The organism is Acinetobacter sp. NIPH 2100, assembly GCF_000369805.1.
GTDB lineage: Bacteria > Pseudomonadota > Gammaproteobacteria > Pseudomonadales > Moraxellaceae > Acinetobacter.
In genome coordinates, this window is record NZ_KB850224.1 from 3,207,021 (window position 1) to 3,227,869 (window position 20,849).

Here is a 20,849-nt window from a genome sequence, read left to right on the forward strand (position 1 = left end):
AGAACTACGTTTAAGCCAGCAAGCGCTGTATAGTTCCAGAAGTCTTCATCGATGTTATACGTACCACGAGCTTCTGTACGAAGAGATAAAGCATCGTTTAAACGCCAGAAAGCACCAAAACCAGCATTACCTAAAGTACCTTCTTCTTTATTACCACGAGTACCACGGTTTACATCATCAAATGTATATTTGTAGTGACCAGCACCCAATAATACATATGGCTTGATTTTGCTGTCGTAGTTTTTAGTGATCAAGTCAGAAGTAACATAGAAGTTACCGTTGATTTGTTGTTGCTTGTATTCAGCATTTGCAGCTGCAGCATCAACATCACCTTTAACTTGGTTATATTCAGCTTCGAAACCTAACCATGGGGTTAATTCGATACCTAACGCAGCACCAACAAATAAATCGTCCTGAAGCTCAGGACCATTTGTTAAATGCTTATCGCCATTATTATGTTTAGTGTCTTGGAATGTGTAACCAAGCATTAACGGAGTTACTGTTACGCCCGCATTCGCAGCAGCTAAAGGAGCAGCAACAAGCATAGCAAGTGCAATACGACTCAATTTCATGGATATCCTCCAGAGATAACAATTGTTTGTTGTGTAAGCTAAGCCTATGATTTTTCGCCCCTAGAACAATAATGTTCTACAGCATTATTTTAAGCCATTCACTTCACTTTGAATCATACAAACACTTGACGAATTTTCCAAGTGCTTGATAACTTTAACCTCGTAAATTATTGACAAAATTTCTTACAATTTCCGTTGTAGTTCAGTAAATTTTCAATTCCCTTCATGTATATGAATGAATTACTGTTCTAGAGCTTATGTTTTAGTTTATCTTAACTTATTCTTTAATTAAATTCATGAGCAAGATAAAATTTGCATTTAACATGCTGTTAATAAAAAAGTTAATAAAAATAGATAGGTAAAATATGTTTAAAGCTTCTGGCTTTACCTTAATTGAACTCATCATCACCATTGGCATCTTGGCTATTCTATGTACACTTGCGATACCCTACTTTCGTGAAATGATGATCTCAAATGAAGTGAATTCCGTCAAAAGAACCCTCACAATTCATATACAAAAAGCAAAAACTGATGCACAACTTTATCATAAAAATGTGATGCTGTGCCCAAGTTCAGATTTTGAGAACTGTCATAAAGATTGGAATAAGGGCTTTATCGGATTTATTGATACCAACCGAAATCAGCGTCGTGATTCTGGCGAAATTTTACTCTTTACTACTGCGCTCAATATCAAATATGGTGAGCTCAATTTTAAATCTTTTGGACGATCACCTAACTATCTTATATTTCAGGCAGAAAACGGCCTACCCTTCGCTTCTAATGGAAGTTTTATCTACTGTTCAGAATCGCCACAGTATCATACTAAAATCGTTTTAAGCAGGATGGGCAATACTCGTACAGAGAAGATTTCATCTTGCTAAAAACTCTTCAGTCTAGCCTAAAATAGTTAAAACCCTTTATTCCAATCCTTTTTTTACTATACTGCTTAAGTTTGGAACATTTTTATAAATTATAAGTGTGGAGACACAGCATGACTGATATCGTAATTGTTAATGGCGCGCGTACAGCAATGGGCGGCTTCCAAGGTGCATTATCTGGTGTAACTGCACCAGAATTAGGTGCAGTTACCATTAAAGAAGCAATTGCGCGTTCTGGTCTACAACCAACTGATGTAGAAGAAGTCATCATGGGTTGTGTTTTACCAGCAGGCTTAAAACAAGGTCCAGCGCGTCAAGCCATGCGCAAAGCAGGTTTACCAGATTCAACAGGTGCAGTGACCATTAACAAACTTTGTGGTTCTGGCATGAAAGCAGTGATGCAAGCAGCAGACATGATTAAAGCAGGTAGTGCGGAGATCGTTGTTGCTGGTGGTATGGAATCAATGACCAATGCGCCATATGTATTACCGAAAGCGCGTGCTGGCTACCGTATGGGTCATGGTGAAATTAAAGATCACATGTTCCTTGATGGCTTAGAAGATGCAGAAACAGGTCGCTTAATGGGTTCATTTGCTCAAGATATGGCAAATAAACGCAGCTATACACGCGAACAAATGGATGACTTTGCTATTCGTTCATTACAACGTGCGCAAAAAGCGATTACTGAAGGTTACTTCAAAGATGAAATCACTCCTGTAACAGTTTCGACCCGTAAAGGTGATGTGGTTGTTGACCAAGATGAACAACCTTTAAGTGCAAAAATCGACAAGATTCCATCATTAAAACCTGCTTTTGCTAAAGACGGTACTATTACCGCTGCCAATGCGAGTTCAATTTCTGATGGTGCTTCTGCACTGGTATTAACCTCAAGTGATGTTGCCGCACAACGTGGTTTACAGCCTTTAGCAAAAATTCTTGCAACTGCTTCAAACTCACAACACCCTTCTGAATTTACGATTGCACCAGTCGGCGCAATCGAGAAAGTATTGAAAAAGGCAGGTTGGGATGCTGAAGAGGTTGATCTTTGGGAAATCAATGAGGCCTTTGCCATGGTCACCATGTGCCCTATCGATGACTTTAAATTAGACGCTGAAAAAGTGAATATCAATGGCGGTGCTTGCGCACTGGGTCACCCAGTTGGTTCCACAGGCTCTCGTATCATTCTTACACTCATTCATGCACTTAAACGTACGGGCGGTAAAAAAGGCGTTGCTGCATTGTGTATCGGTGGTGGCGAAGCAACAGCTGTTGCGATTGAATTGATCTAAATATTTTTCAATTTATTTAAAAAATCCTGCTTGATGCAGGATTTTTTATTTTTCGGGATTACAAAAAATAATGCACCTATAGTCAAAATATCGATAAGTTATGCTGTGTATAAAAAAACAACAAGGAGTACATCATGCAACTCAATCATTATCTAAATTTTAAAGGACAAACAGAACAAGCATTCAATTTTTATAAATCCGTTTTTGGCGGTGAATTTGCCATGATCAGCCGTTATGGTGATATGCCACCAACCGAAGGGATTACCCTTTCGGATGCAGATAAGAACCTCATTTTACATGTCTCTTTACCAATCAATGAGTTCACTGTACTGATGGCTTCGGATGTCAATGATCAATTTTGTGCACAGAACAGTATCTTTACGCAAGGTAATAACCACTATATTTCAATTAACCTAGACCCAGATGAATTGGATGAAGCGCAAAGGCTATTCGACAGTCTATCTGCAAATGGTCAAATTGAAATGCCGCTAGAAAAAACCTTCTGGGGTGCACTCTATGGTGCTTTCACTGATCAGTTCGGGATCAAATGGATGATCAATTGCCAGTTAGATGGGTAAGCTAAATTAATCAAATAATACTTCCTAGAAGTACATGGTTATTTCTAGGAAGTACTACACATCAATATTGGAATACTGCGCGATAATCATAAGCCCAACGGTAATAAAGCCAATACCAACCCAGCCAGCTAAATCAATATGCTGCCCTAAAAGCACCTTCGCTAATGCGGCTGTTGCAATAACACCAATCCCCGACCAAAGCACATATAAAATCCCAGCCTGCATATATTTCAAGGCGATAGCAGCGCAAGTAAAAGAGATAATATATAAAACTAGAGCAATACCTTGATCAAGCTTATTGACCAGTCCATTAGCCTTTGCCGAGTAAAATGTCGAAAGTACATCCGTTGCGATCGCAAAGAGTAACCACACCACCCCAGGATTTATTTTTGAAAATAATGTAATCATCTATATTTCATTAGAACTTTACGACCTTTTCTCGTAAGCCAATATTCATCATTAAATCCTTGTCCTACCAGTTCTTTTTCTACAAGATTATCTAATATATAACGTAGTTCAAGTAAAGTGGTTGGATTAATATCCTTATTCAAAGAAATTATTTCAGTTGAGTGATGACCGATAGTTTTTAAAACCTCGTACTCTTCTTTTGTGACTTTATAACTTTGAGCAACAGAATATTTTGTTTTTAGATACTCCACAAAGTCGCACAATAAAAAAATAAGCCCAAGAAACAATATAATAAAAGTAGCACTTTTTATTTTGCTCTCAACATTAAATAAACTAATATATTTTTCTTGTAATAGTATAAGCATACAAGAAATTGTCAAAGTAACGACTATTTTTCTTGAACTTTGTAAGACATCAATAATCTCTTTAAAATTCATATTCTTCTATGAGTTGTTAAAATTTAACTTTAGCATAAAAAAGCTGAACCGTAGTTCAGCTTTTTTGATCTATAGCGACTTATGCGCCAGTCTGATAGCTTGCTTTAGGTACTGCTGTTGAAGCTTGATAAGGATTGGTGAAATCTTGAAGCCCAGCAGCAGCTTCATGAATATCTTTACCTTCTTTCACCACAAATGTATCAAAGCCAGAACGTTTTAAATAATTTAAAACATCCTTAAAGATATCACCGACCGCACGCAATTCACCTTGGTACCCTTGGCGACGTAATAACGCAGCAAATGAATAACCACGGCCATCATTGAAACCAGTAAACTCAATAAAAATGGCATCAAGCTCATTCAATGGAAATTGATGTGTTTCAGGAGAATCATTGACTGTGAGGTAAAGCGCTTTTTTGCCTTGTACATTTGCCAATTGATCCAACTGTTCAGTTGTTACAACCACATCACCTTGTGGAAGCACGCCATCTTCAGCAATGACTTGATAAGTATTGTCTGCAATTGTGCCATCTTTAGAGAGCACTTGTAGCGTTGTATTAAGCATAAGCACGCTCCTTAAATGGTTGAATACCAACACGGCGATACGTATCAATGAAACGCTCACCTTCTGTACGTAAATCGAGGTAAGTATTCAAGATTTCATCAATCACATCTGGCACAACGTCGGCTGCAAATGACGGTCCTAAAATATCACCCAAAGATGCATCATGATCTGCATGACCACCTAAAGTAATTTGATAGAATTCTGCGCCTTTCTTATCAACACCAAGAATACCGATATTGCCGACATGGTGGTGACCACAAGCATTCATACAACCCGAAATATTCAAATCCAGTTCACCTAAGTTATAGATGGTATCTAGATCATCAAAACGACGGCTGATTGCTTCTGAAATTGGAATCGATTTCGCATTGGCCAATGAGCAGAAATCACCACCAGGGCAACAGATAATATCGGTAATAAAGCCGATATGCGCACGTGCCATGTCGCTATGTTCGAGCGTTTGCCACAATTCGAATAAATCTTTCTGTGGTACATCAACCAAGGAAATGTTCTGTTCGTGCGTCGTACGGAACTCACCGAAAGTATATTTATCTGCCAAATCAGCAATTAAATTCATTTCTTCAGTGGTGACATCACCTGGTGCAATACCCGCACGTTTCAAAGAAATCGTGACGATACGATAGCCTTTCACTTTATGTGCATTGGTATTAACGTTGAACCATTGTTTGAATTTAGGATACTCAGCAAATAAAGCCGTAAAGTCCTGATCTTCTAAATCTTGATAATCAAATGGTGTAAATTCTTCATCTAATTTTTTCAAGATCTCAGGCTGAATCTTCAATGCTTCACGCGTATGCTCAAATTCAGCTTCCACTTTTTGTGCAAACACTTCTGGTGTTAATGCTTTCACCAAAATTTTGATACGTGCTTTGTATTTATTATCACGACGGCCATGTAAGTTATAAACACGTAATGTCGCTTCTAAATAAGCAATTAAATCTTCGCGTGGTAAAAACTCACGGATCACACTACCAATGATTGGAGTACGGCCTAGACCACCACCCACCATGATTTTATAGCCCATTTCGCCCGCATCATTACGAACCAGATATACACCGATATCGTGGAATGCCGTTGCAGCACGATCTTTTTCTTCCAATGCAGAAACTGCAATTTTGAACTTACGTGGCAAGAAGGCAAATTCAGGGTGGAACGTACTCCACTGACGAATCAATTCACAGGTTGGACGTGGATCGGCAATCTCGCCGGCAACAACACCTGCAAACTGGTCAGTGGTTGTATTACGGATACAGTTACCTGAGGTTTGTACTGCGTGCATTTGTACCGTCGCCAGCTCAGCAAGGATATCAGGTACATTTTCTAATGCAGGCCAGTTCAACTGAATATTTTGACGGGTAGAAACGTGAGCATAACCACGATCATACTCTGTCGCAATTTCAGCAATTTTTCTGAGTTGTTTAGTATTCATCAAGCCATACGGCACAGCAATACGAAGCATAGGCGCATAGCGTTGCACGTATAAACCATTTTGCAAACGTAGTGGACGATATTCGTCTTCTGTTAATTTTCCTGCTAAATAGCGTTCTGTTTGATCGCGAAACTGAGCAACACGTTGGTTAATCAGTTGTTGATCGAAATCCGTATATAAATACATGGCGTATGGCTAGTCATTCATTATAAAGGCGACTAGCATAGCGAGCTTTTATTCATCAACAAAATGCTTTTTTTGCATATTTAATAACGGTTTTATTGATAAGCCTATCTAATTGCCACAAAAAGAAAAAGCCCAGACCAATCTGAGCTTTTTCAATCAATTTCTAAATGAAATTAGTTCTTATCTGGCAATGCATAAGCCACGAGATAATCACCCATTTTGGTACCGAATGAACCGTGTCCACCCGCCATAATCACCACATATTGTTTGCCATTGGCTTCATAAGTCATTGGTGTTGCTTGTCCACCTGCTGGTAAACGTGCTTCCCATAACTTGTCACCATTTGAAACATTGAATGCACGAATATAGTTATCTTGTGTTGCACCAACGAACATCACATTACCCGCAGTCGAAATAGAACCACCTAGACCCGGCACACCAATTTTCACTGGCGGTAATTGGAACAATTGCGGCAAGCTGTCACGAATTGTACCAATACGTTTTTTCCAAACCACTTCATGTGTTTTTAAGTCCACACCAGCAACGAAACCCCAACCCGGTTGTTTACATGGCAAACCGAATGGAGACAGGAATGGGCTGATATCAACACCATATGGCGTACCATACATCGGTTGCATACCCTGTTCTGTACCAGCACCACGTGCAACAGGTTGACGGTTTGGATCAGCAGGAATCAAGCGACTAACGAATGGCAAGCCAATCGGGTTCATCACCGCAACTTGACGATCCGCATTCACCGACATACCGCCCCACTCAAATACACCTAAGTTACCTGGGAAAACTAAAGTACCGTTTTCAGAAGGCGGGGTATAAATACCATCGTAGTTCAGACGTTTAAATTTCACACGACACATTAACTGATCAAACATTGTGGCACCCCACATGTCTTTATCAGTTAATTTATCTTTCGGTGCTAAATTCAGGTCAGAGAATGGTTGAGTTTTTGAATAGAACTCGCCTTTGGTTTGTGGGCCCCATTTCACCGTTTGTGGAACTGGTTTTTCATTGATTGGAACAATCGCCTGACCATTACGACGGTCTAAAACAAAGGCATTCCCCGTTTTAGTCAGCACATAAATTGCAGGAACTGTTTGGCCTGATTTATCCTGAATATCCGCCAATGAGGGTTGCGATGGTACGTCCATATCCCACAAATCATGATGTGTGGTTTGGAAATGCCATACCAATTTACCCGTGGTCGCATTAATCGCCAGCATTGAGTTGGCATAACGCTCTTTCAACTCGGTACGATCACCACCCCAGATATCTGGCGTACCCACACCTGTTGGGACATAAACGATATCCAGTTTAGGATCATAGGCAAGCGGCGCCCAAGCATTTGGTGAGTTATGAACAAACTGTGTATCTTGACCTGGCATCGCATTTGGATCAGCTGCGCCTGTATCAAACACCCACAACAATTTACCGGTGTTCACGTCATAACCACGAATCACGCCTGATGGCTCTTTATTCGAATGGTTATCTGTCACTGAACCCGCAATCACCACAGTTGTGCCAGAAACCACACCTGGTGAGGTTGGGTTATAGCCACCCGGATATGCATACGGCATGAACTCTTGCAAGTTCACTTCACCATTTTGACCAAAGTCAGAACATGCTTTACCTGTATCTGCATTCACCGCCACCAAACGACCATCATTCACAGGAACAAAGACTTTACGTGGGCACTCGGTTGAGCTCGACTTCTTCGCCTGCAAACTGGTTGCAAATTCAGTGGTGTTGGCAGCATCGTAGTACATCACACCACGACAAGTTAAATGTTGGAAGGTTTTATCGGTTTTGAGTTTTGGATCAAAACGCCATTTTTCCTTCCCTGTTGCAGGGTCAATCGAAATTAAATGTTGATGTGGCGTACACATAAACATGTTATTACCGATTTTGATTGGCGTGACTTGGTTGGTGGTTTCACCAGAATCATTTTCAGTTCTGAAATCACCCGTACGTAATGTCCAAGCCACTTTAAGATCTTTGACATTTTTATCGTTGATCTGTGTCAATGGAGAATAACGCTCACCACCCTGACTACGACCATATGCAGGCCAATCTTCAGGGGCAATGCCATCCACTGCTTTCGCTTGTGCTGGTTGAGGGGTCTGAATCACACCATTGATTTCTTGTGGATCATTAAAGATCGAGTACACCATCACCACAATGGCAATTGCCAAGGTTGATGATAATGCCACCTTACTCGAAGTGAGGTTATCAATGCCACGCGTTACCGCTGGGATCAATAACCACAAACCTAAAATTCCAAGGATATCAAGACGTGGTGCCAGTGCCCAGAAGTCAGTACCAACTTCCCAAACACCCCAAACCACACTACCTAACATCAATGCGGCATAGACCCATAATGGACCTGAGGCACGTTTATAGAGTTGTACTGCCACAATCAGCAACAGTACGCCTGCGATCACATAATAAAAAGACCCGCCAATCGCTGCGAGCCAGATACCGCCAACGAGCAAGAACAATGCAATGAGGGCGATAATGATCACCGTCAATGTTCTAAGCCCAGATTTTGAAGCAGATTGATTCATAAGATCACCTTGCATCTTTTATATTTTGGATCCACTAAAAAGATGACTTATCGATTTAATGGTCGAGTTCAAATCACAGCAACTTTGCAGATGCAGCCCATGTAATGAACTTAATCTGCAAAATTGCTCAAGTATCGAAATTAGAAAATCGTTTGGAACTTAATACCGCCAACCCAAGTCTTATCGCCATCTTTCAACGCACCCACATGATGGACGTATTGAATATTTGGACGAATCGTCAACCAGTTGGTGGCGTGGATACCGTAATACAACTCTGTGTTGTATTCCTCATCCAAAAGACCATTGTTTTTGTCATTGGCATGAATTCGTGCAACGCCCAAAGCAAGTTCATCTTGCGGACGTTGATCAAGTAAGCCTTTATAAACTAAACCGACATTTTGCATATCTTTAACAGCATTGGTTTTTGAATCATGCACAGTGACATTGACAAAACCAGTCAAACCACGATCAGACTGACCATCATGACGGGTCAGCTGTTGTTTCGCTGTAAACCAGCCACCCTGTTTATGTCCAGTCTTGGCAGGGTTCTCAATTTCTGCGGCATCCGCTGTGCTGTAGTAGTAACCAAAGCGATATTCACCAGGCAGAGAGAGTGCACCCAGTTTAGGTGTCCACACTACTTCCGCAGGAATAATTGCACCATGCGAGCCATCAGTACTTAGATTAAAACCTTTGCCACGCTGTAAGTTCTCAGGGTTATATTCATATGCCCCGATTTGTGCATAAAGATCTGGCTGCAAGTTATATTTGACACGCAATGCCCACTGGCTGACGGGCCAGTTGTACCATTGGTCACCCACCCAGTTACCTACTTGCGAGCCACATAAGGCCAAGTTCTGGAAGTCACAGTCAAAGCTGTTGAAGTCTTCACCTTCACCGAAACGACCGACTTTAATATCTAAAGCTTGATCTAAAAATTTCTTTTTGATCCATAGATCGGTTAAACGCCAAGTTTGGCCACGGCCCCATACTTCTTGTACAGAACTTTGGTGACCTTGTAAGCCATCTGCGGTTTGTGACAAAGACTGACCATCACGATAAGTAACAGTGATCTGCGCCTCAGTATCTTGCCAACCTAAAATTTTATTTAGGTCAAAGTGTGTGCCCAACGCCAGTTGTCCAGTGAACTCACTGCCATGGCTTGAGTGTTGTTTAGAATCTAAAACCCCTGCAAATTCACCAGTGTAATCAGCAGAAAATTTGTAACCCTGTTCTTGCAACGCAGTGCGTTGACCGTTCCAATCACCAAACAGCCATTGACCATTTGGGTCAAATGCGGAAGAAGCTGCTTGAGTATGTTGTGTGAAAAGACTCAATGATAGAACGGATAAACAAGAAACAATCAAAGATTTAGAGATTGTCATGTTTACGTAACCTTTTATGTTATTGTGTATAAAAGGTTACTCTCATTTTTAAATTACAACTTATTCAAAATGTTAACAATCTGTACAATATTTTAACAATCAGTGATTAGTCGCACATATTTTCTACCATTTGCCCTCACCTAAGCTCTGACCAATAAAGTCATACTTCATTTGCGAACGGGAAAACTTGATTGGACAGGCCAACTGAGGCTCAGTTTGTGATGCATTTTCCGATACAGGCACGTCAACCACCCAACCGCGTTGCTGTGCCATAGGTGAAACTAATGCTTCATCCAAACTGAGTACAGGTTCCACACAAATATCCAAGCTTTGGAATAAATGCTGCCATGCTGCAAAGTCTTGGGTTTTGAACTTTTCTTGCAGTGCCTGTTTTACTGTTTGGCGATCTTCAGGATCAAATGAGGTTCCTTTTGCAAGCAACACCGGTAACTCTAAAGCCGCAGCCAAACCAGCCATGAATTGTGGCTCTAAACTTCCCACTGAAAAATAGCGGCCATCTTTGGTTTGATAATAATCATAGAAACTTGCACCATTCAGCATTCCCGCTTCAGGTGCTTGTGGCGTTTGCCCGGCCAGACTGGCTGAAGCCGCCATACTATTTAAACTCGCCACACAATCCGTCATCGAAATATCAAGATATTGACCCAGACCACTGCGTTGACGTTCAACCACAGCTGCAAGAATGCCAATCACCGCATGCAAAGAACCACCCGCCACATCGGCAATTTGAATGCCCAAAGGTGGCGGACCACCATCCTGACGACCACTATGTCCAGATACTCCTGCCAATGCTAAATAGTTAATGTCGTGTCCTGCTCGATCTTTATAAGCTCCTGTCTGCCCATAGCCTGTAATGGAACAATAGATTAAACGTGGATTAATCTCCGCTAACGTTTCATAATCCAAACCCAAACGGCGCATGACATCTGGACGAAACTGCTCCAACACAATATCAAATTCAGAAATTTTATTTTTGATCAGCTCAATATTGGCTGCATCTTTGAGGTCAAGTGCAATCGACTGCTTATTCCGATTCAGATAACTATGCGCAGTGGCCTGACCATTGGCATAGGGTGGCATAATCCGTACAAGGTCTGGACGCGTCGGTGATTCAACATGGATAACTTCTGCACCCATGTCTGCAAGATACATACTGGCAAACGGCCCTGGTAATAAAGTCGAAAAATCTAGGACTTTCAATCCCTTTAATGCAGATGGCATAATAATTTTTACTCAATTTGTTCAAATTTTCTTTTATACTAGGTGTGGATAAACACAAAAACAATGTCATGTTCAGCCATTTACCTTGATAGTTTCGGCAATTTAACATGTATACAGGGCGCAATTATTTTTCTTGTCAATTGCCCAATTTGATATTTTAGACGGTTATTTAGGTCAATTATCGTGAATAGTAAAGAAACTGAAGGATTCAATATGAGCCGTGATACGATCAGCATCCACTTCGTGAATGCGGCTTTAACAGGTGTTAAACGCCTAGGCATGGACGTTGAAACGTTACTTTCACATGTCGGCATAGAAGCAGAGTTACTGCGCCAACCGAAGGCTCGAATCTCTCCAGAGCAGTACACCCGTTTTGTAAAAATGTTATGGATGGTCACCCAAGACGAACACGTCGGTTTCGATGTACAGCCACGTCGCTTGGGTACATTTGCGATCATGTGCCAATTGATTATCCATTCCAAAACACTCGGACAGGCACTCGAACTTTCATCTCAATTCTACAAACTATTTGGAGATGAATGGTCGGTTAGCTTAGAACGTGACAAACATGAAGCTCGCTTAGTGCCACATATTCCTAAAGCGTTGGATCCAGACCATTTCATTACTGAAAGCATGCTGATGATCTGGCATGGTTTGGCATCATGGTTAATTGAACGTCGCCTACCTTTGGAACGCGTTCATTTTGGTTATGAACGTCCAAATCACGCCGATGAATACGATGCATTGTTCTTTGCCCCTGTCATGCAATTCGATGCACCACGTACCGAAATTACCTTTGCTGCTGATTATCTTGATCTTCCCATCCGTCAAGACGAAAAGACTTTAGAAGAATTCTTAAAAGCAGCACCTGCACAACTCTTGGTGAAATTCAAAAATACCAACTCGCTGACTTCGCGTATTCGTGATGTATTAAAGAGCCAGATTGGCGAAGAAATGCCAACACTCAACGATGTAGCGGCAATGCTGTACTTATCGCCACAAACTTTGCGTCGTCGCTTGGCTGCAGAAGGTAAAAGCTATCAAGGCGTGAAAGATGCATTGCGTCGTGATGCGGCAATTCATTTATTACTCACACCAAACTTGACGCTTGAAGATGTAGCGCAACAAGTGGGCTTTAGTGAAACCAGTACTTTCCACCGTGCCTTTAAAAAATGGACAGGTGTTACCCCTGGTCTATATCGCCAATTACACGGTCATCACAACTAATAATGGCAATGTAGTGTTCAATTTATAAGTTGAACACTACTTTTTAAATATGGTAATAATCAAGCATAATTCAGCAATGAGCTTGAACGACAATGATTATTAAAAAAGGCGACTTCTCCCACCCTCAAGTGCAAAATTTGATTCATATTCATTTACATGGCCTGCATCAAAACACACCTATTGAACATAGTTTTGCGTTAGACCTCTCCCATCTCCAAGACGATTCTATAAGTTTTTATACCCTTTGGAATAACGATCTACTTCTTGGTTGTGGCGCGATTCAAGAACTGACACCTCAACATGCTGAGCTCAAATCAATGCGGACTCATCCCGACCATTTACGGCAAGGTGTCGCAAAGCAGTTACTGGAGTATTTACTGAAAGTTGCTCAACAGCGTCAATATCAACGAGTGAGTTTAGAAACAGGAAAAGATGCTCACTTTGATGCTGCGATTGGCCTTTATAAGCAATTTGGTTTTGTTCAAGGTGAGGCGTTTGCAGAATATACTGAATCACCATATAACCAATTCTTTCACTTATCTTTATCGAATAATTCAGTATGAAACTAAATAAACAATTACTTAAATAGCCAGTACTCAATTCCTTTTGGATAAACAGGATATTGCTTTAATGTGATCTGCTCTTCACTCAACCACCGAGCGATATAGCTTAATCCAGTACTTTCCCTACCCTGTATTTCTGGCTGTTTATACAGAGTTTCATCCATAAATTTGGCTTCATATACAAATACAATTTCATGGCCTGGTTGACCATCAAAACTAAATAAGTTTTCTAATACGCACAAAAGTTTTGCATCAGTCATCTGTTGATCAATTTCTTCAAAAACTTCTCGCTCAACCGCCTGTCTAGAGGTTTCTCCAAACTCAATCCCCCCGCCAATTGGCCTAAAATAAGTTTCATCTGTACTTGGGTCATAGCCTTGTGACAGTAAAACCTTATCTTGGTATCGAAAAATACAGAGTGCTTTGGTTTTAATGGCTGTCATGGTGTCGCCGCCATCTGCTTTAAAAATCTAGCAGTCTGCTGAGGTGACGTCAGACGAATAAAATGAATATGTTGATACGCTGGATTTTGCATTAAGTCAGAATATTTCTTACGATTTTTGGCATGATGGGTGATCATCCATAAAATAATAGAGTCCTTAGACAGAAAACTGGTCTTAAAATTTTCTCTATTATTGGAATTTGCCCATAATCTTTTTTGTGTCACTGCTCGACTAATTGCTCGTTTAACTGAACGATATAGGTTTAATGAAAATGAATAATCCAGCCAGATAACCGTATCAATATATTTAAGCTTTAAATCCAGTGTTCGAGAATAATTACCATCAAGTACCCATCCTCTAGGTGCCTGATCAATTTGACTTTGTAATTTAGCAAAAAACTCCTGATCAGGTGTTTCTTGCCAATCATCCAGCCAAAATAAATCATCCATTTCAATGTAAGACAATCCTAGCTTTTTAGCGAGTTGACGGGCAAAGGTTGTTTTTCCAGAAGCAGAGGTCCCTACAACATTAATAAATTTCATGACTTCCCGACATTATTCCTAAGCACTCAATATTTCTTATCTTCCTATTTAAATAATGACACATCTGTCACTTATCTCTTGCTGCTTGGATAAGTTTCACTGCATTCGCCCCTGTCACCTGCCAAGTAAGACAACGTACACTGCCACCCATTGGACAAACGGATTCCGCATTTACAGGAATCACTTTCTTGCTGGTGTTTTGCTTGATGATCGTTAATGCTTTTTGATCATGCGGCATATTAAAAGTCGGTACATAAATATTGTTATGCGTGACTGTAGCATTCAGATTAACACCACATGCCGATTCAAAGCCTTCCCACTCACCTTTTGGATTGGTTTTATATTCAACAGGAACTTCGACAATTTTCGCAGTTGGAAATGAAGCTTTCAACTCATCCATTACTGTTGTTCTAAATGCAGGTGTTTTGGAATAGTCATTGACCAACAGTGTATTTTTATCCACCCAACTGACCATACCATCCGAATGTGCCAGCACCTCTTCATCAGGCTCTAGAATAGCAACCTCTTTCGCACCCAAAGTGGCTCTTAACTCTTGTTTAGCCTCATTGTAGCTAAGTTCATTATCTTCCATAAAACGGGTGGTCGTAATCACGCGTCCTGCATAATCATCCACCAGATTACCACCATCCAGCATTAAATCGGTCTTAGTTCTTTGAATCTGATAATGATCTACAAAACGGTTAAAACTTTTTTGTACGTCTTTACTCTGCTTCTGCGTCATTGAAGCCCAAGTATAGGTAAATTGCACGGGTTTGATTGGATTGACTGTAGTGAAGTCGCGCATCCAGATATCACGCACATCCTCCACCAGCAAAATATCTTCTGGAACTTTGCCCGCGAAATAAGGCTTAGTGTCTTTATCCACTAAAATCACCACGTTATCATTGCCCAAAATCGACTTGGCATAATCAATCTGAAAATTGACAATCCGTTGAAACGCAGATTTATAATATGGATCATGTACAGAAGGTGCAGATAACACTAACAACATTTTGTCGTCAGCAACTTGATTTGAATACGTTTGACTCATCTTGTTTTTATCCTCAGCTACATTTTTATTTTCTACATTCTGTCCAGATGAATCACATCCAAAAAGTGACAGGATCAATGCCATAACGGCATAGTGACGCTTTAATTTTATCATGTCGTTTTGCCCATCTTTTCTGTCAATCATTTCCAAGCACTAGTCTAATCGAAGACTGAGCAAGTCACACAGAAAAACACTCAAATTAGGTATGTGCTTGATCAGCATATTAATCAATCAAATTGGCGAAAAACATCAAACTTGCCAATGTTTATCATCATTGCACTGACACTTAAATTGAGTACACTCGATAAACAACAATTTTAAGGTGATACAAGGAAAACCTATGAGCGAGGCCTACATTATTGATGCCATTCGCACGCCACGCGGAAAAGGAAAAAAAGATGGCTCACTGCATGAAGTCAAACCGATTACTTTACTCACATCATTATTGAATGAATTACAACAACGCCACCAACTCGACACGTCAAAAGTGGATGATATCGTTTTGGGTTGCGTCACGCCGATTGCTGACCAAGGTGGTGATATTGCCAAAACCGCAGCGATTGCAGCAGGTTGGAATGATGATGTTGCAGGCGTTCAAATCAACCGTTTCTGTGCATCTGGTTTAGAAGCCGTCAATTTGGCGGCACAAAAAGTCCGTTCAGGTTGGGAAGATGTCGTTGTCGCAGGTGGCGTTGAATCAATGTCACGTATTGCAATGGGTTCTGATGGTGGTCCTTGGGCACTTGATCCTGAAACCAACTTAAAATCTTCTTTTGTGCCACAAGGTGTCGGTGCAGACCTCATTGCAACTTTAGATGGCTATAGCCGCGAAGATGTCGATGCTTTTGCGGTCGGTTCACAACAAAAAGCAGCCGCGGCTCAAGCCAACGGTTATTTCGACAAATCAGTGGTACCTGTTAAAGATCATTCTGGGGTGCTGATTTTAGAAAAAGATGAATTTATTCGAGGTACTACCACCGTTGAAGGCTTGGCAAAACTGAATGCCAGCTTCGAAATGATGGGACAAATGGGCTTCGATGCCGTCGCACTGCAGAAATATCCTGAAGCGCAAAAAATTAACCATGTACATCATGCAGGCAACTCATCAGGTATCGTTGATGGCGCGGCTGTGGTGTTATTGGCTTCTGAAAAAGCAGTCAAAGAGCAAGGCTTAAAACCACGTGCCAAAGTACTGGCAACTGCCTTGGTTGGTACAGACCCAACCATCATGCTGACAGGCCCTGCCCCTGCTGCGCGTAAAGCCTTGGCTAAAGCAGGCCTGACGATTGATGATATTGACCTATTTGAAGTCAATGAAGCCTTTGCCGCAGTCGTGATGCGCTTTATCAATGAGCTCAAAGTTCCTGCCGAGAAAGTCAATGTCAATGGCGGTGCAATTGCCATGGGTCATCCATTGGGTGCTACGGGTGCCATGATTTTAGGAACTTTACTTGATGAGTTAGAGCGTCAAGGAAAAAAACGTGGCTTAGCCACATTATGTGTGGGTGGTGGAATGGGGATCGCCACCATTATTGAGTTGGTGTAAGGAGCACAACATGAGCGCTATTAAATACGAAAAAAACGCTGACAATATTGTAATTCTTACCCTTGATTCGTCGGGTCAATCTGCCAACACCATGAATGCAGAATTCCGTACTTCTCTACAAGAAGTCAGTCAAAAGCTCAAAGCTGAAACGGATCTGAAAGGCATTATTTTCCGTTCTGCCAAGAAAACTTTCTTTGCAGGCGGTGACTTGGATGAGTTAATCCAAGTTCAACCAGAACATGCCACTGAGTTTTTCAAAATGATTGAAGAGCTCAAAGGTGATTTACGTACGATTGAAACACTAGGTGTTCCCGTGGTTGCCGCATTAAATGGTACGGCGCTCGGTGGCGGTTGGGAGATCGCTTTAGGCTGTCATTATCGTATTGCCATTAACGATCCAAAAACCAAGTTTGGTTTACCAGAAGTGACTTTAGGTTTGTTGCCAGGCGGTGGTGGTATCGTCCGTATGGTTCGCTTGCTTGGTTTGCAGAATGCATTTCCATTCTTGATGGAAGGTAAGCAATTTGGTGTCGATAAAGCAAAATCACTGGGTTTGGTACATGACACTGCTGAGAACGAACAAGAGCTTTTAGACAAAGCGATTGCTTGGGTCAAAGCCAATCCGAAGTCGCAACAACCATTCGATGTCAAAGGTTACAAGATTCCAGGTGGCGATCCGAAAACACCTGCTGTGGCTCAAGTGCTTGCCATTGCTCCTGCGATGCTGCGCGACAAGACCAAAGGTTGCTACCCTGCGCCAGAGGCAATTATGGCTGCCGCTGTTGAAGGTGCACAAGTTGATGTCGATACCGCTTTGCGTATCGAATCGCGTTACTTCACCCAGCTTACTGTGGGTCAAGTTTCCAAGAATATGATCGGTACCTTCTGGCATGGTCTGAATGCAATCAAATCAGGTGCGAGTCGTCCTGCTGATGTTGCGAAATGGCAAGCCAGCAAAGTGGGTGTATTGGGTGCAGGCATGATGGGTGCGGGTATCGCCTACTCAACCGCGATCAAAGGCATCCCTGTGGTACTTAAAGATGTATCCGTTGAAAATGCAGAAAAAGGTAAAGCTTATTCGCAAAAGCTTCTCGATAAACGTGTTTCACAAGGTCGTATGACGGCTGAAAAACGTGATCAAGTGTTATCGCTGATTACAGCAACAGCAGATGCCGCAGATCTACAAGGCTGTGATTTGATTATTGAAGCGGTATTTGAGAATCAAGAACTAAAAGCCAAAGTCACGCAAGAGGCTGAGCAGTACTTGGCGGAAGGTGGCATCTTTGCATCGAATACGTCTACATTACCCATCACGGGCTTAGCCGCGGCAAGTAAAGATACCAAGAAATTCATTGGACTACATTTCTTTAGCCCAGTGGATAAAATGCAATTGGTTGAAATTATCAAGGGCAAAGAAACCTCTGCCGACACATTGGCTAAAGCCTATGACTTTGTTCAACAAATTGCCAAGACGCCTATCGTGGTCAATGACAGCCGTGGTTTCTTTACCAGCCGTGTATTCGGTACTTTTATTCAAGAAGGTATGCGTTTACTCGCAGAAGGTGTACATCCTGCCAAAATTGAAATGGCAGCATTAAAAGCAGGTATGCCCGTTGGCCCACTCGCGATTCAGGATGAAGTCTCTTTAACACTGACTGAGCATGTGGCTGGTGAAACCCGCAAAGCGCTGCAAGCAGAAGGTAAAGATTTACCAAAAACCCCAGTAGATGAAGTGGTACACTCCATGATTCATGAGCTTAATCGTAAAGGTAAGGCTGCGGGTGCAGGCTTCTATGACTATCCTGAAAATGGTAAAAAGCACTTATGGGATGGACTGAATCGTTGGCAGAAAGAGAACAGCATTTCTGAACAGGACATGATTGATCGCTTCCTATTTGTACAAGCGCTTGATACCTTACGCTGCTATGAAGAAGGTGTTTTAGAGTCTGTGATTGATGCCAATGTCGGTTCGATTTTTGGAATTGGTTTTGCACCTTGGACTGGTGGAGCGATTCAATTCCTGAATCAAAATGGGATTGAAAAATCATTGCAACGTGCACAACAGTTAGCGGCTCAGTATGGCGAACGTTTCACTCCGCCACAATTATTGAAAGAAAAAGCTGATAAGAAAGAAATTATTCAATAATTTCTTTCTTTAACGCCTCACATAGAAGCCCGTATGGAACTCCTTGTCTGTACGGGCTTTTTTGTTTTCTCGACAAAATCACAGCAAAACATCTGAGTAATACATCACAATTTATGCTATAAGTTGCAGAATTCTGCTTTATTTTTTGCATCATTGGGAAATCTATTATGTCTGAAAAACTCTGTCCAGAAACTTCACCTTGGGGTTGGAAAGCATTAATTATCACCACTATTCTTAGTTTTTTGTTTATGGTGATTTTCTATTTGGCGATTAACAATGAACCAGACTATATGCCGATGAACCAAAAGAAAGCAGCAACCCCTGCTGAAATGTCACAATCTTCACTGAGCTCAGAAACAAACGCTCCAGAAGCACATCAGCACAATCACTAAAGTGTTATTGTCAAACATGATAAATCCTGTTTAACATGGATTTATCATGTTATTCGAGATATTCAATGCTTCAACAAAATCGTCAGGCACTGGTCGTTGAAGGCGGTGGAATGCGCGGTGCATTCACCTGTGGTGTGTTAGATGCATTTTTACAGCAACAATTTAATCCCTTTGACCTCTGTGTTGGTGTTTCTTCTGGCTCCACCAATGTTGCAAGTTATCTGGCAGCGCAACAAGGTCGTATTCTCCAGATCTATTTAGATCATTCTCTCCGCTCTGAATTCATCCATTATGGCCGCTTTTTTAAAGGTGGTGACTTACTGGATTTAAAATGGATGTGGGACGCTGTTGAGCAGGAAAATCCACTTAATCAAGAGCATTTATTTGCCAATCATCCTGAATTTTACATGGTGCTTACGCATGCGCTCTCGGGCGAAGCAGCCTATATCAAAGCATCTAGAGATAACATTCTTGATGGTTTAAGAGCATCCAGCTCTATTCCAGTACTCACTCGTCAAGCGGTTGATGTCTTTGGTGAACCCTATTTTGATGGCGGTGTAGCAGATGCTTTACCCATCCATTGGGCCGCACAACAACATGATGTTTCCAAGTTAATGGTGCTTAGAACACGTCCTAAAAATTATTATAAAGCCACCAGCAAAGGTGATCAGTTCCTTGCAAAATACTTGTTTAAGCAACAACGGGGCTTTGCACAAAGCCTATTGACCCGAACACAACGCTACAATGATTCTGTCGCATTTGTGCGATCTGCATCGGAACAAAAAATTTTGGAGGTTTGTCCACCTGATTTAAAAAACATGGCAGGTCGGCTTTCAAAAAACAAAGCGAAAATCCGCTACAGCTATGATGTCGGGATAGAAACAGGATTTAAGGCGATTGAAGACTGGAACAATCTCTAGTTCCAGCTAAACCATTACGATAATCAGTGATGGGTAGGTTTCTTCTTGGCTGTGTTCACCATGTCGAAACGCAGTGGAACGTACCTCCAATTCAAAACACGCTTGAGCTTAAAATAATGAAGAATTCAGCATCCCCTCTTGGCAAGTTCTGCTAAAAAGGCGCAAAATCTAGCTTTATATTTTGTTATTTTTGGAATTTATAATGAGTAACCAACCATCCCCACAAAAAGATTCAAATGAAGAAACAGTATTGGGATGGAAATTTGTGATTATTGTCGGGGTGCTCAGTACCATCTTTTTAAGCTTTTTCTATTTGGCTATGACCCAAGAGCCTGACTACATGCCAGGTGCACAGCGTAAGGCACAACAGCAAAAAGAACTGTCTCAACAGGACACAGGTTCAGCAACATCAGAAGCGGTCACTGAACAGCATCCATAAATAACCTAATG

21 protein-coding genes are annotated in these 20,849 nt (G+C 41.4%); 10 read left to right on the plus strand and 11 right to left on the minus strand.

What is annotated here, in order from left to right:
* Nucleotides 1-572 (minus strand): outer membrane beta-barrel protein (locus F887_RS03280; RefSeq protein ID WP_005296617.1); only part of this gene is annotated, 572 nt, incomplete at its 3' end.
* 365 nt (nucleotides 573-937) lie between these two features.
* On the opposite strand from F887_RS03280, the gene F887_RS03275 reads away from it, so the two are divergent.
* The 3 genes from F887_RS03275 to F887_RS03265 all read left to right on the plus strand — a co-directional run bounded on the left by F887_RS03275 (nucleotide 938) and on the right by F887_RS03265 (nucleotide 3,317).
* Complete coding sequence (locus F887_RS03275; RefSeq protein ID WP_005296619.1) at nucleotides 938-1,453, plus strand: GspH/FimT family pseudopilin; 516 nt, start codon at nucleotides 938-940, stop codon at nucleotides 1,451-1,453.
* Between the two features lie 110 nt (nucleotides 1,454-1,563).
* Nucleotides 1,564-2,739, plus strand: a complete 1,176-nt coding sequence (locus F887_RS03270; protein ID WP_005296622.1) for a thiolase family protein — start codon at nucleotides 1,564-1,566, stop codon at nucleotides 2,737-2,739.
* A 134-nt stretch (nucleotides 2,740-2,873) separates the two neighbouring features.
* Nucleotides 2,874-3,317, plus strand: a complete 444-nt coding sequence (locus F887_RS03265) for a VOC family protein (RefSeq protein WP_005296624.1) — start codon at nucleotides 2,874-2,876, stop codon at nucleotides 3,315-3,317.
* A gap of 54 nt (nucleotides 3,318-3,371) precedes the next feature.
* Here F887_RS03265 and F887_RS03260 read toward each other — a convergent pair whose 3' ends face one another.
* The 7 genes from F887_RS03260 to F887_RS03230 form a co-directional block, all read right to left on the minus strand.
* Nucleotides 3,372-3,725 carry a DMT family transporter gene (locus F887_RS03260; RefSeq protein WP_005296626.1) on the minus strand — a complete coding sequence of 118 codons (354 nt, stop codon included), beginning with the start codon at nucleotides 3,723-3,725 and terminating at the stop codon, nucleotides 3,372-3,374.
* Entirely contained in the window at nucleotides 3,722-4,162 is a 441-nt protein-coding gene (locus F887_RS03255) for a hypothetical protein (protein ID WP_005296628.1), read from the minus strand. The genes F887_RS03260 and F887_RS03255 overlap by 4 nt, the downstream gene beginning before the upstream one ends.
* Before the next feature lie 79 nt (nucleotides 4,163-4,241).
* Nucleotides 4,242-4,727: a DUF934 domain-containing protein gene (locus F887_RS03250; RefSeq protein ID WP_005296630.1), complete on the minus strand. Its 486-nt coding sequence runs from the start codon at nucleotides 4,725-4,727 to the stop codon at nucleotides 4,242-4,244.
* Entirely contained in the window at nucleotides 4,720-6,363 is a 1,644-nt protein-coding gene (locus tag F887_RS03245; protein WP_005296633.1) for a nitrite/sulfite reductase, read from the minus strand. Before F887_RS03245 ends, F887_RS03250 begins: the two co-directional genes overlap by 8 nt.
* 173 nt (nucleotides 6,364-6,536) lie before the next feature.
* Nucleotides 6,537-8,942, minus strand: coding sequence for a glucose/quinate/shikimate family membrane-bound PQQ-dependent dehydrogenase (locus tag F887_RS03240; protein ID WP_005296636.1), 2,406 nt, complete (start codon nucleotides 8,940-8,942; stop codon nucleotides 6,537-6,539).
* A gap of 140 nt (nucleotides 8,943-9,082) precedes the next feature.
* Nucleotides 9,083-10,306 carry a carbohydrate porin gene (locus F887_RS03235; protein WP_171067490.1) on the minus strand — a complete coding sequence of 408 codons (1,224 nt, stop codon included), beginning with the start codon at nucleotides 10,304-10,306 and terminating at the stop codon, nucleotides 9,083-9,085.
* 144 nt (nucleotides 10,307-10,450) lie between these two features.
* Nucleotides 10,451-11,569: a CaiB/BaiF CoA transferase family protein gene (locus F887_RS03230; RefSeq protein WP_005296640.1), complete on the minus strand. Its 1,119-nt coding sequence runs from the start codon at nucleotides 11,567-11,569 to the stop codon at nucleotides 10,451-10,453.
* 213 nt (nucleotides 11,570-11,782) lie between these two features.
* Here F887_RS03230 and F887_RS03225 point away from each other — a divergent pair, with 213 nt between their 5' ends.
* Both F887_RS03225 and F887_RS03220 read left to right on the plus strand, forming a co-directional pair.
* Nucleotides 11,783-12,796 carry an AraC family transcriptional regulator gene (locus F887_RS03225; RefSeq protein ID WP_004652394.1) on the plus strand — a complete coding sequence of 338 codons (1,014 nt, stop codon included), beginning with the start codon at nucleotides 11,783-11,785 and terminating at the stop codon, nucleotides 12,794-12,796.
* Nucleotides 12,797-12,888: 92 nt separating this feature from the next.
* The gene (locus F887_RS03220; RefSeq protein WP_005296642.1) at nucleotides 12,889-13,359 is read left to right on the plus strand and encodes a GNAT family N-acetyltransferase; all 471 of its coding nucleotides are present in this window, start codon (nucleotides 12,889-12,891) and stop codon (nucleotides 13,357-13,359) included.
* Nucleotides 13,360-13,373: 14 nt separating this feature from the next.
* On the opposite strand, the gene F887_RS03215 is transcribed toward F887_RS03220, so the two are convergent.
* The 3 genes from F887_RS03215 to F887_RS03205 form a co-directional block, all read right to left on the minus strand.
* Nucleotides 13,374-13,802: an NUDIX hydrolase gene (locus F887_RS03215; protein WP_005296645.1), complete on the minus strand. Its 429-nt coding sequence runs from the start codon at nucleotides 13,800-13,802 to the stop codon at nucleotides 13,374-13,376.
* Nucleotides 13,799-14,344 (minus strand): P-loop NTPase family protein, encoded by a 546-nt coding sequence (locus F887_RS03210; protein WP_005296648.1) that lies wholly within the window; start codon nucleotides 14,342-14,344, stop codon nucleotides 13,799-13,801. Before F887_RS03210 ends, F887_RS03215 begins: the two co-directional genes overlap by 4 nt.
* Nucleotides 14,345-14,411: 67 nt before the next feature.
* Nucleotides 14,412-15,509, minus strand: coding sequence for an agmatine deiminase family protein (locus F887_RS03205; protein WP_032863178.1), 1,098 nt, complete (start codon nucleotides 15,507-15,509; stop codon nucleotides 14,412-14,414).
* Between the two features lie 226 nt (nucleotides 15,510-15,735).
* On the opposite strand from F887_RS03205, the gene F887_RS03200 reads away from it, so the two are divergent.
* The 5 genes from F887_RS03200 (at nucleotide 15,736) to F887_RS03180 (ending at nucleotide 20,838) form a co-directional block, all read left to right on the plus strand.
* Nucleotides 15,736-16,941: an acetyl-CoA C-acetyltransferase gene (locus F887_RS03200; protein ID WP_005296653.1), complete on the plus strand. Its 1,206-nt coding sequence runs from the start codon at nucleotides 15,736-15,738 to the stop codon at nucleotides 16,939-16,941.
* Nucleotides 16,942-16,951: 10 nt separating this feature from the next.
* Nucleotides 16,952-19,087, plus strand: a complete 2,136-nt coding sequence (locus F887_RS03195) for a 3-hydroxyacyl-CoA dehydrogenase NAD-binding domain-containing protein (RefSeq protein ID WP_005296655.1) — start codon at nucleotides 16,952-16,954, stop codon at nucleotides 19,085-19,087.
* Between the two features lie 167 nt (nucleotides 19,088-19,254).
* Nucleotides 19,255-19,479, plus strand: coding sequence for a hypothetical protein (locus F887_RS03190; RefSeq protein WP_005296658.1), 225 nt, complete (start codon nucleotides 19,255-19,257; stop codon nucleotides 19,477-19,479).
* Nucleotides 19,480-19,544: 65 nt separating this feature from the next.
* Nucleotides 19,545-20,399 (plus strand): patatin-like phospholipase family protein, encoded by an 855-nt coding sequence (locus F887_RS03185; protein WP_005296660.1) that lies wholly within the window; start codon nucleotides 19,545-19,547, stop codon nucleotides 20,397-20,399.
* 202 nt (nucleotides 20,400-20,601) lie between these two features.
* On the plus strand, nucleotides 20,602-20,838 hold the full coding sequence (locus tag F887_RS03180) for a hypothetical protein (protein ID WP_005296662.1): 237 nt from the start codon (nucleotides 20,602-20,604) through the stop codon (nucleotides 20,836-20,838).
* Nucleotides 20,839-20,849: the final 11 nt, after the last annotated feature.

Excerpts from the sequence above, each read along its gene's own strand:
- F887_RS03210 (WP_005296648.1), bottom strand. The coding sequence starts at position 14,344 with ATGAAATTTATTAATGTTGTAGGGACCTCTGCTTCTGGAAAAACAACC.
- F887_RS03250 (WP_005296630.1), bottom strand. The coding sequence starts at position 4,727 with ATGCTTAATACAACGCTACAAGTGCTCTCTAAAGATGGCACAATTGCA.
- F887_RS03245 (WP_005296633.1), bottom strand. The coding sequence starts at position 6,363 with ATGTATTTATATACGGATTTCGATCAACAACTGATTAACCAACGTGTT.
- F887_RS03180 (WP_005296662.1), top strand. The coding sequence starts at position 20,602 with ATGAGTAACCAACCATCCCCACAAAAAGATTCAAATGAAGAAACAGTA.
- F887_RS03230 (WP_005296640.1), bottom strand. The coding sequence starts at position 11,569 with ATGCCATCTGCATTAAAGGGATTGAAAGTCCTAGATTTTTCGACTTTA.
- F887_RS03195 (WP_005296655.1), top strand. The coding sequence starts at position 16,952 with ATGAGCGCTATTAAATACGAAAAAAACGCTGACAATATTGTAATTCTT.
- F887_RS03205 (WP_032863178.1), bottom strand. The coding sequence starts at position 15,509 with ATGATAAAATTAAAGCGTCACTATGCCGTTATGGCATTGATCCTGTCA.
- F887_RS03200 (WP_005296653.1), top strand. The coding sequence starts at position 15,736 with ATGAGCGAGGCCTACATTATTGATGCCATTCGCACGCCACGCGGAAAA.
- F887_RS03185 (WP_005296660.1), top strand. The coding sequence starts at position 19,545 with ATGCTTCAACAAAATCGTCAGGCACTGGTCGTTGAAGGCGGTGGAATG.
- F887_RS03220 (WP_005296642.1), top strand. The coding sequence starts at position 12,889 with ATGATTATTAAAAAAGGCGACTTCTCCCACCCTCAAGTGCAAAATTTG.
- F887_RS03260 (WP_005296626.1), bottom strand. The coding sequence starts at position 3,725 with ATGATTACATTATTTTCAAAAATAAATCCTGGGGTGGTGTGGTTACTC.
- F887_RS03190 (WP_005296658.1), top strand. The coding sequence starts at position 19,255 with ATGTCTGAAAAACTCTGTCCAGAAACTTCACCTTGGGGTTGGAAAGCA.
- F887_RS03240 (WP_005296636.1), bottom strand. The coding sequence starts at position 8,942 with ATGAATCAATCTGCTTCAAAATCTGGGCTTAGAACATTGACGGTGATC.
- F887_RS03270 (WP_005296622.1), top strand. The coding sequence starts at position 1,564 with ATGACTGATATCGTAATTGTTAATGGCGCGCGTACAGCAATGGGCGGC.
- F887_RS03265 (WP_005296624.1), top strand. The coding sequence starts at position 2,874 with ATGCAACTCAATCATTATCTAAATTTTAAAGGACAAACAGAACAAGCA.
- F887_RS03225 (WP_004652394.1), top strand. The coding sequence starts at position 11,783 with ATGAGCCGTGATACGATCAGCATCCACTTCGTGAATGCGGCTTTAACA.
- F887_RS03215 (WP_005296645.1), bottom strand. The coding sequence starts at position 13,802 with ATGACAGCCATTAAAACCAAAGCACTCTGTATTTTTCGATACCAAGAT.
- F887_RS03255 (WP_005296628.1), bottom strand. The coding sequence starts at position 4,162 with ATGAATTTTAAAGAGATTATTGATGTCTTACAAAGTTCAAGAAAAATA.
- F887_RS03275 (WP_005296619.1), top strand. The coding sequence starts at position 938 with ATGTTTAAAGCTTCTGGCTTTACCTTAATTGAACTCATCATCACCATT.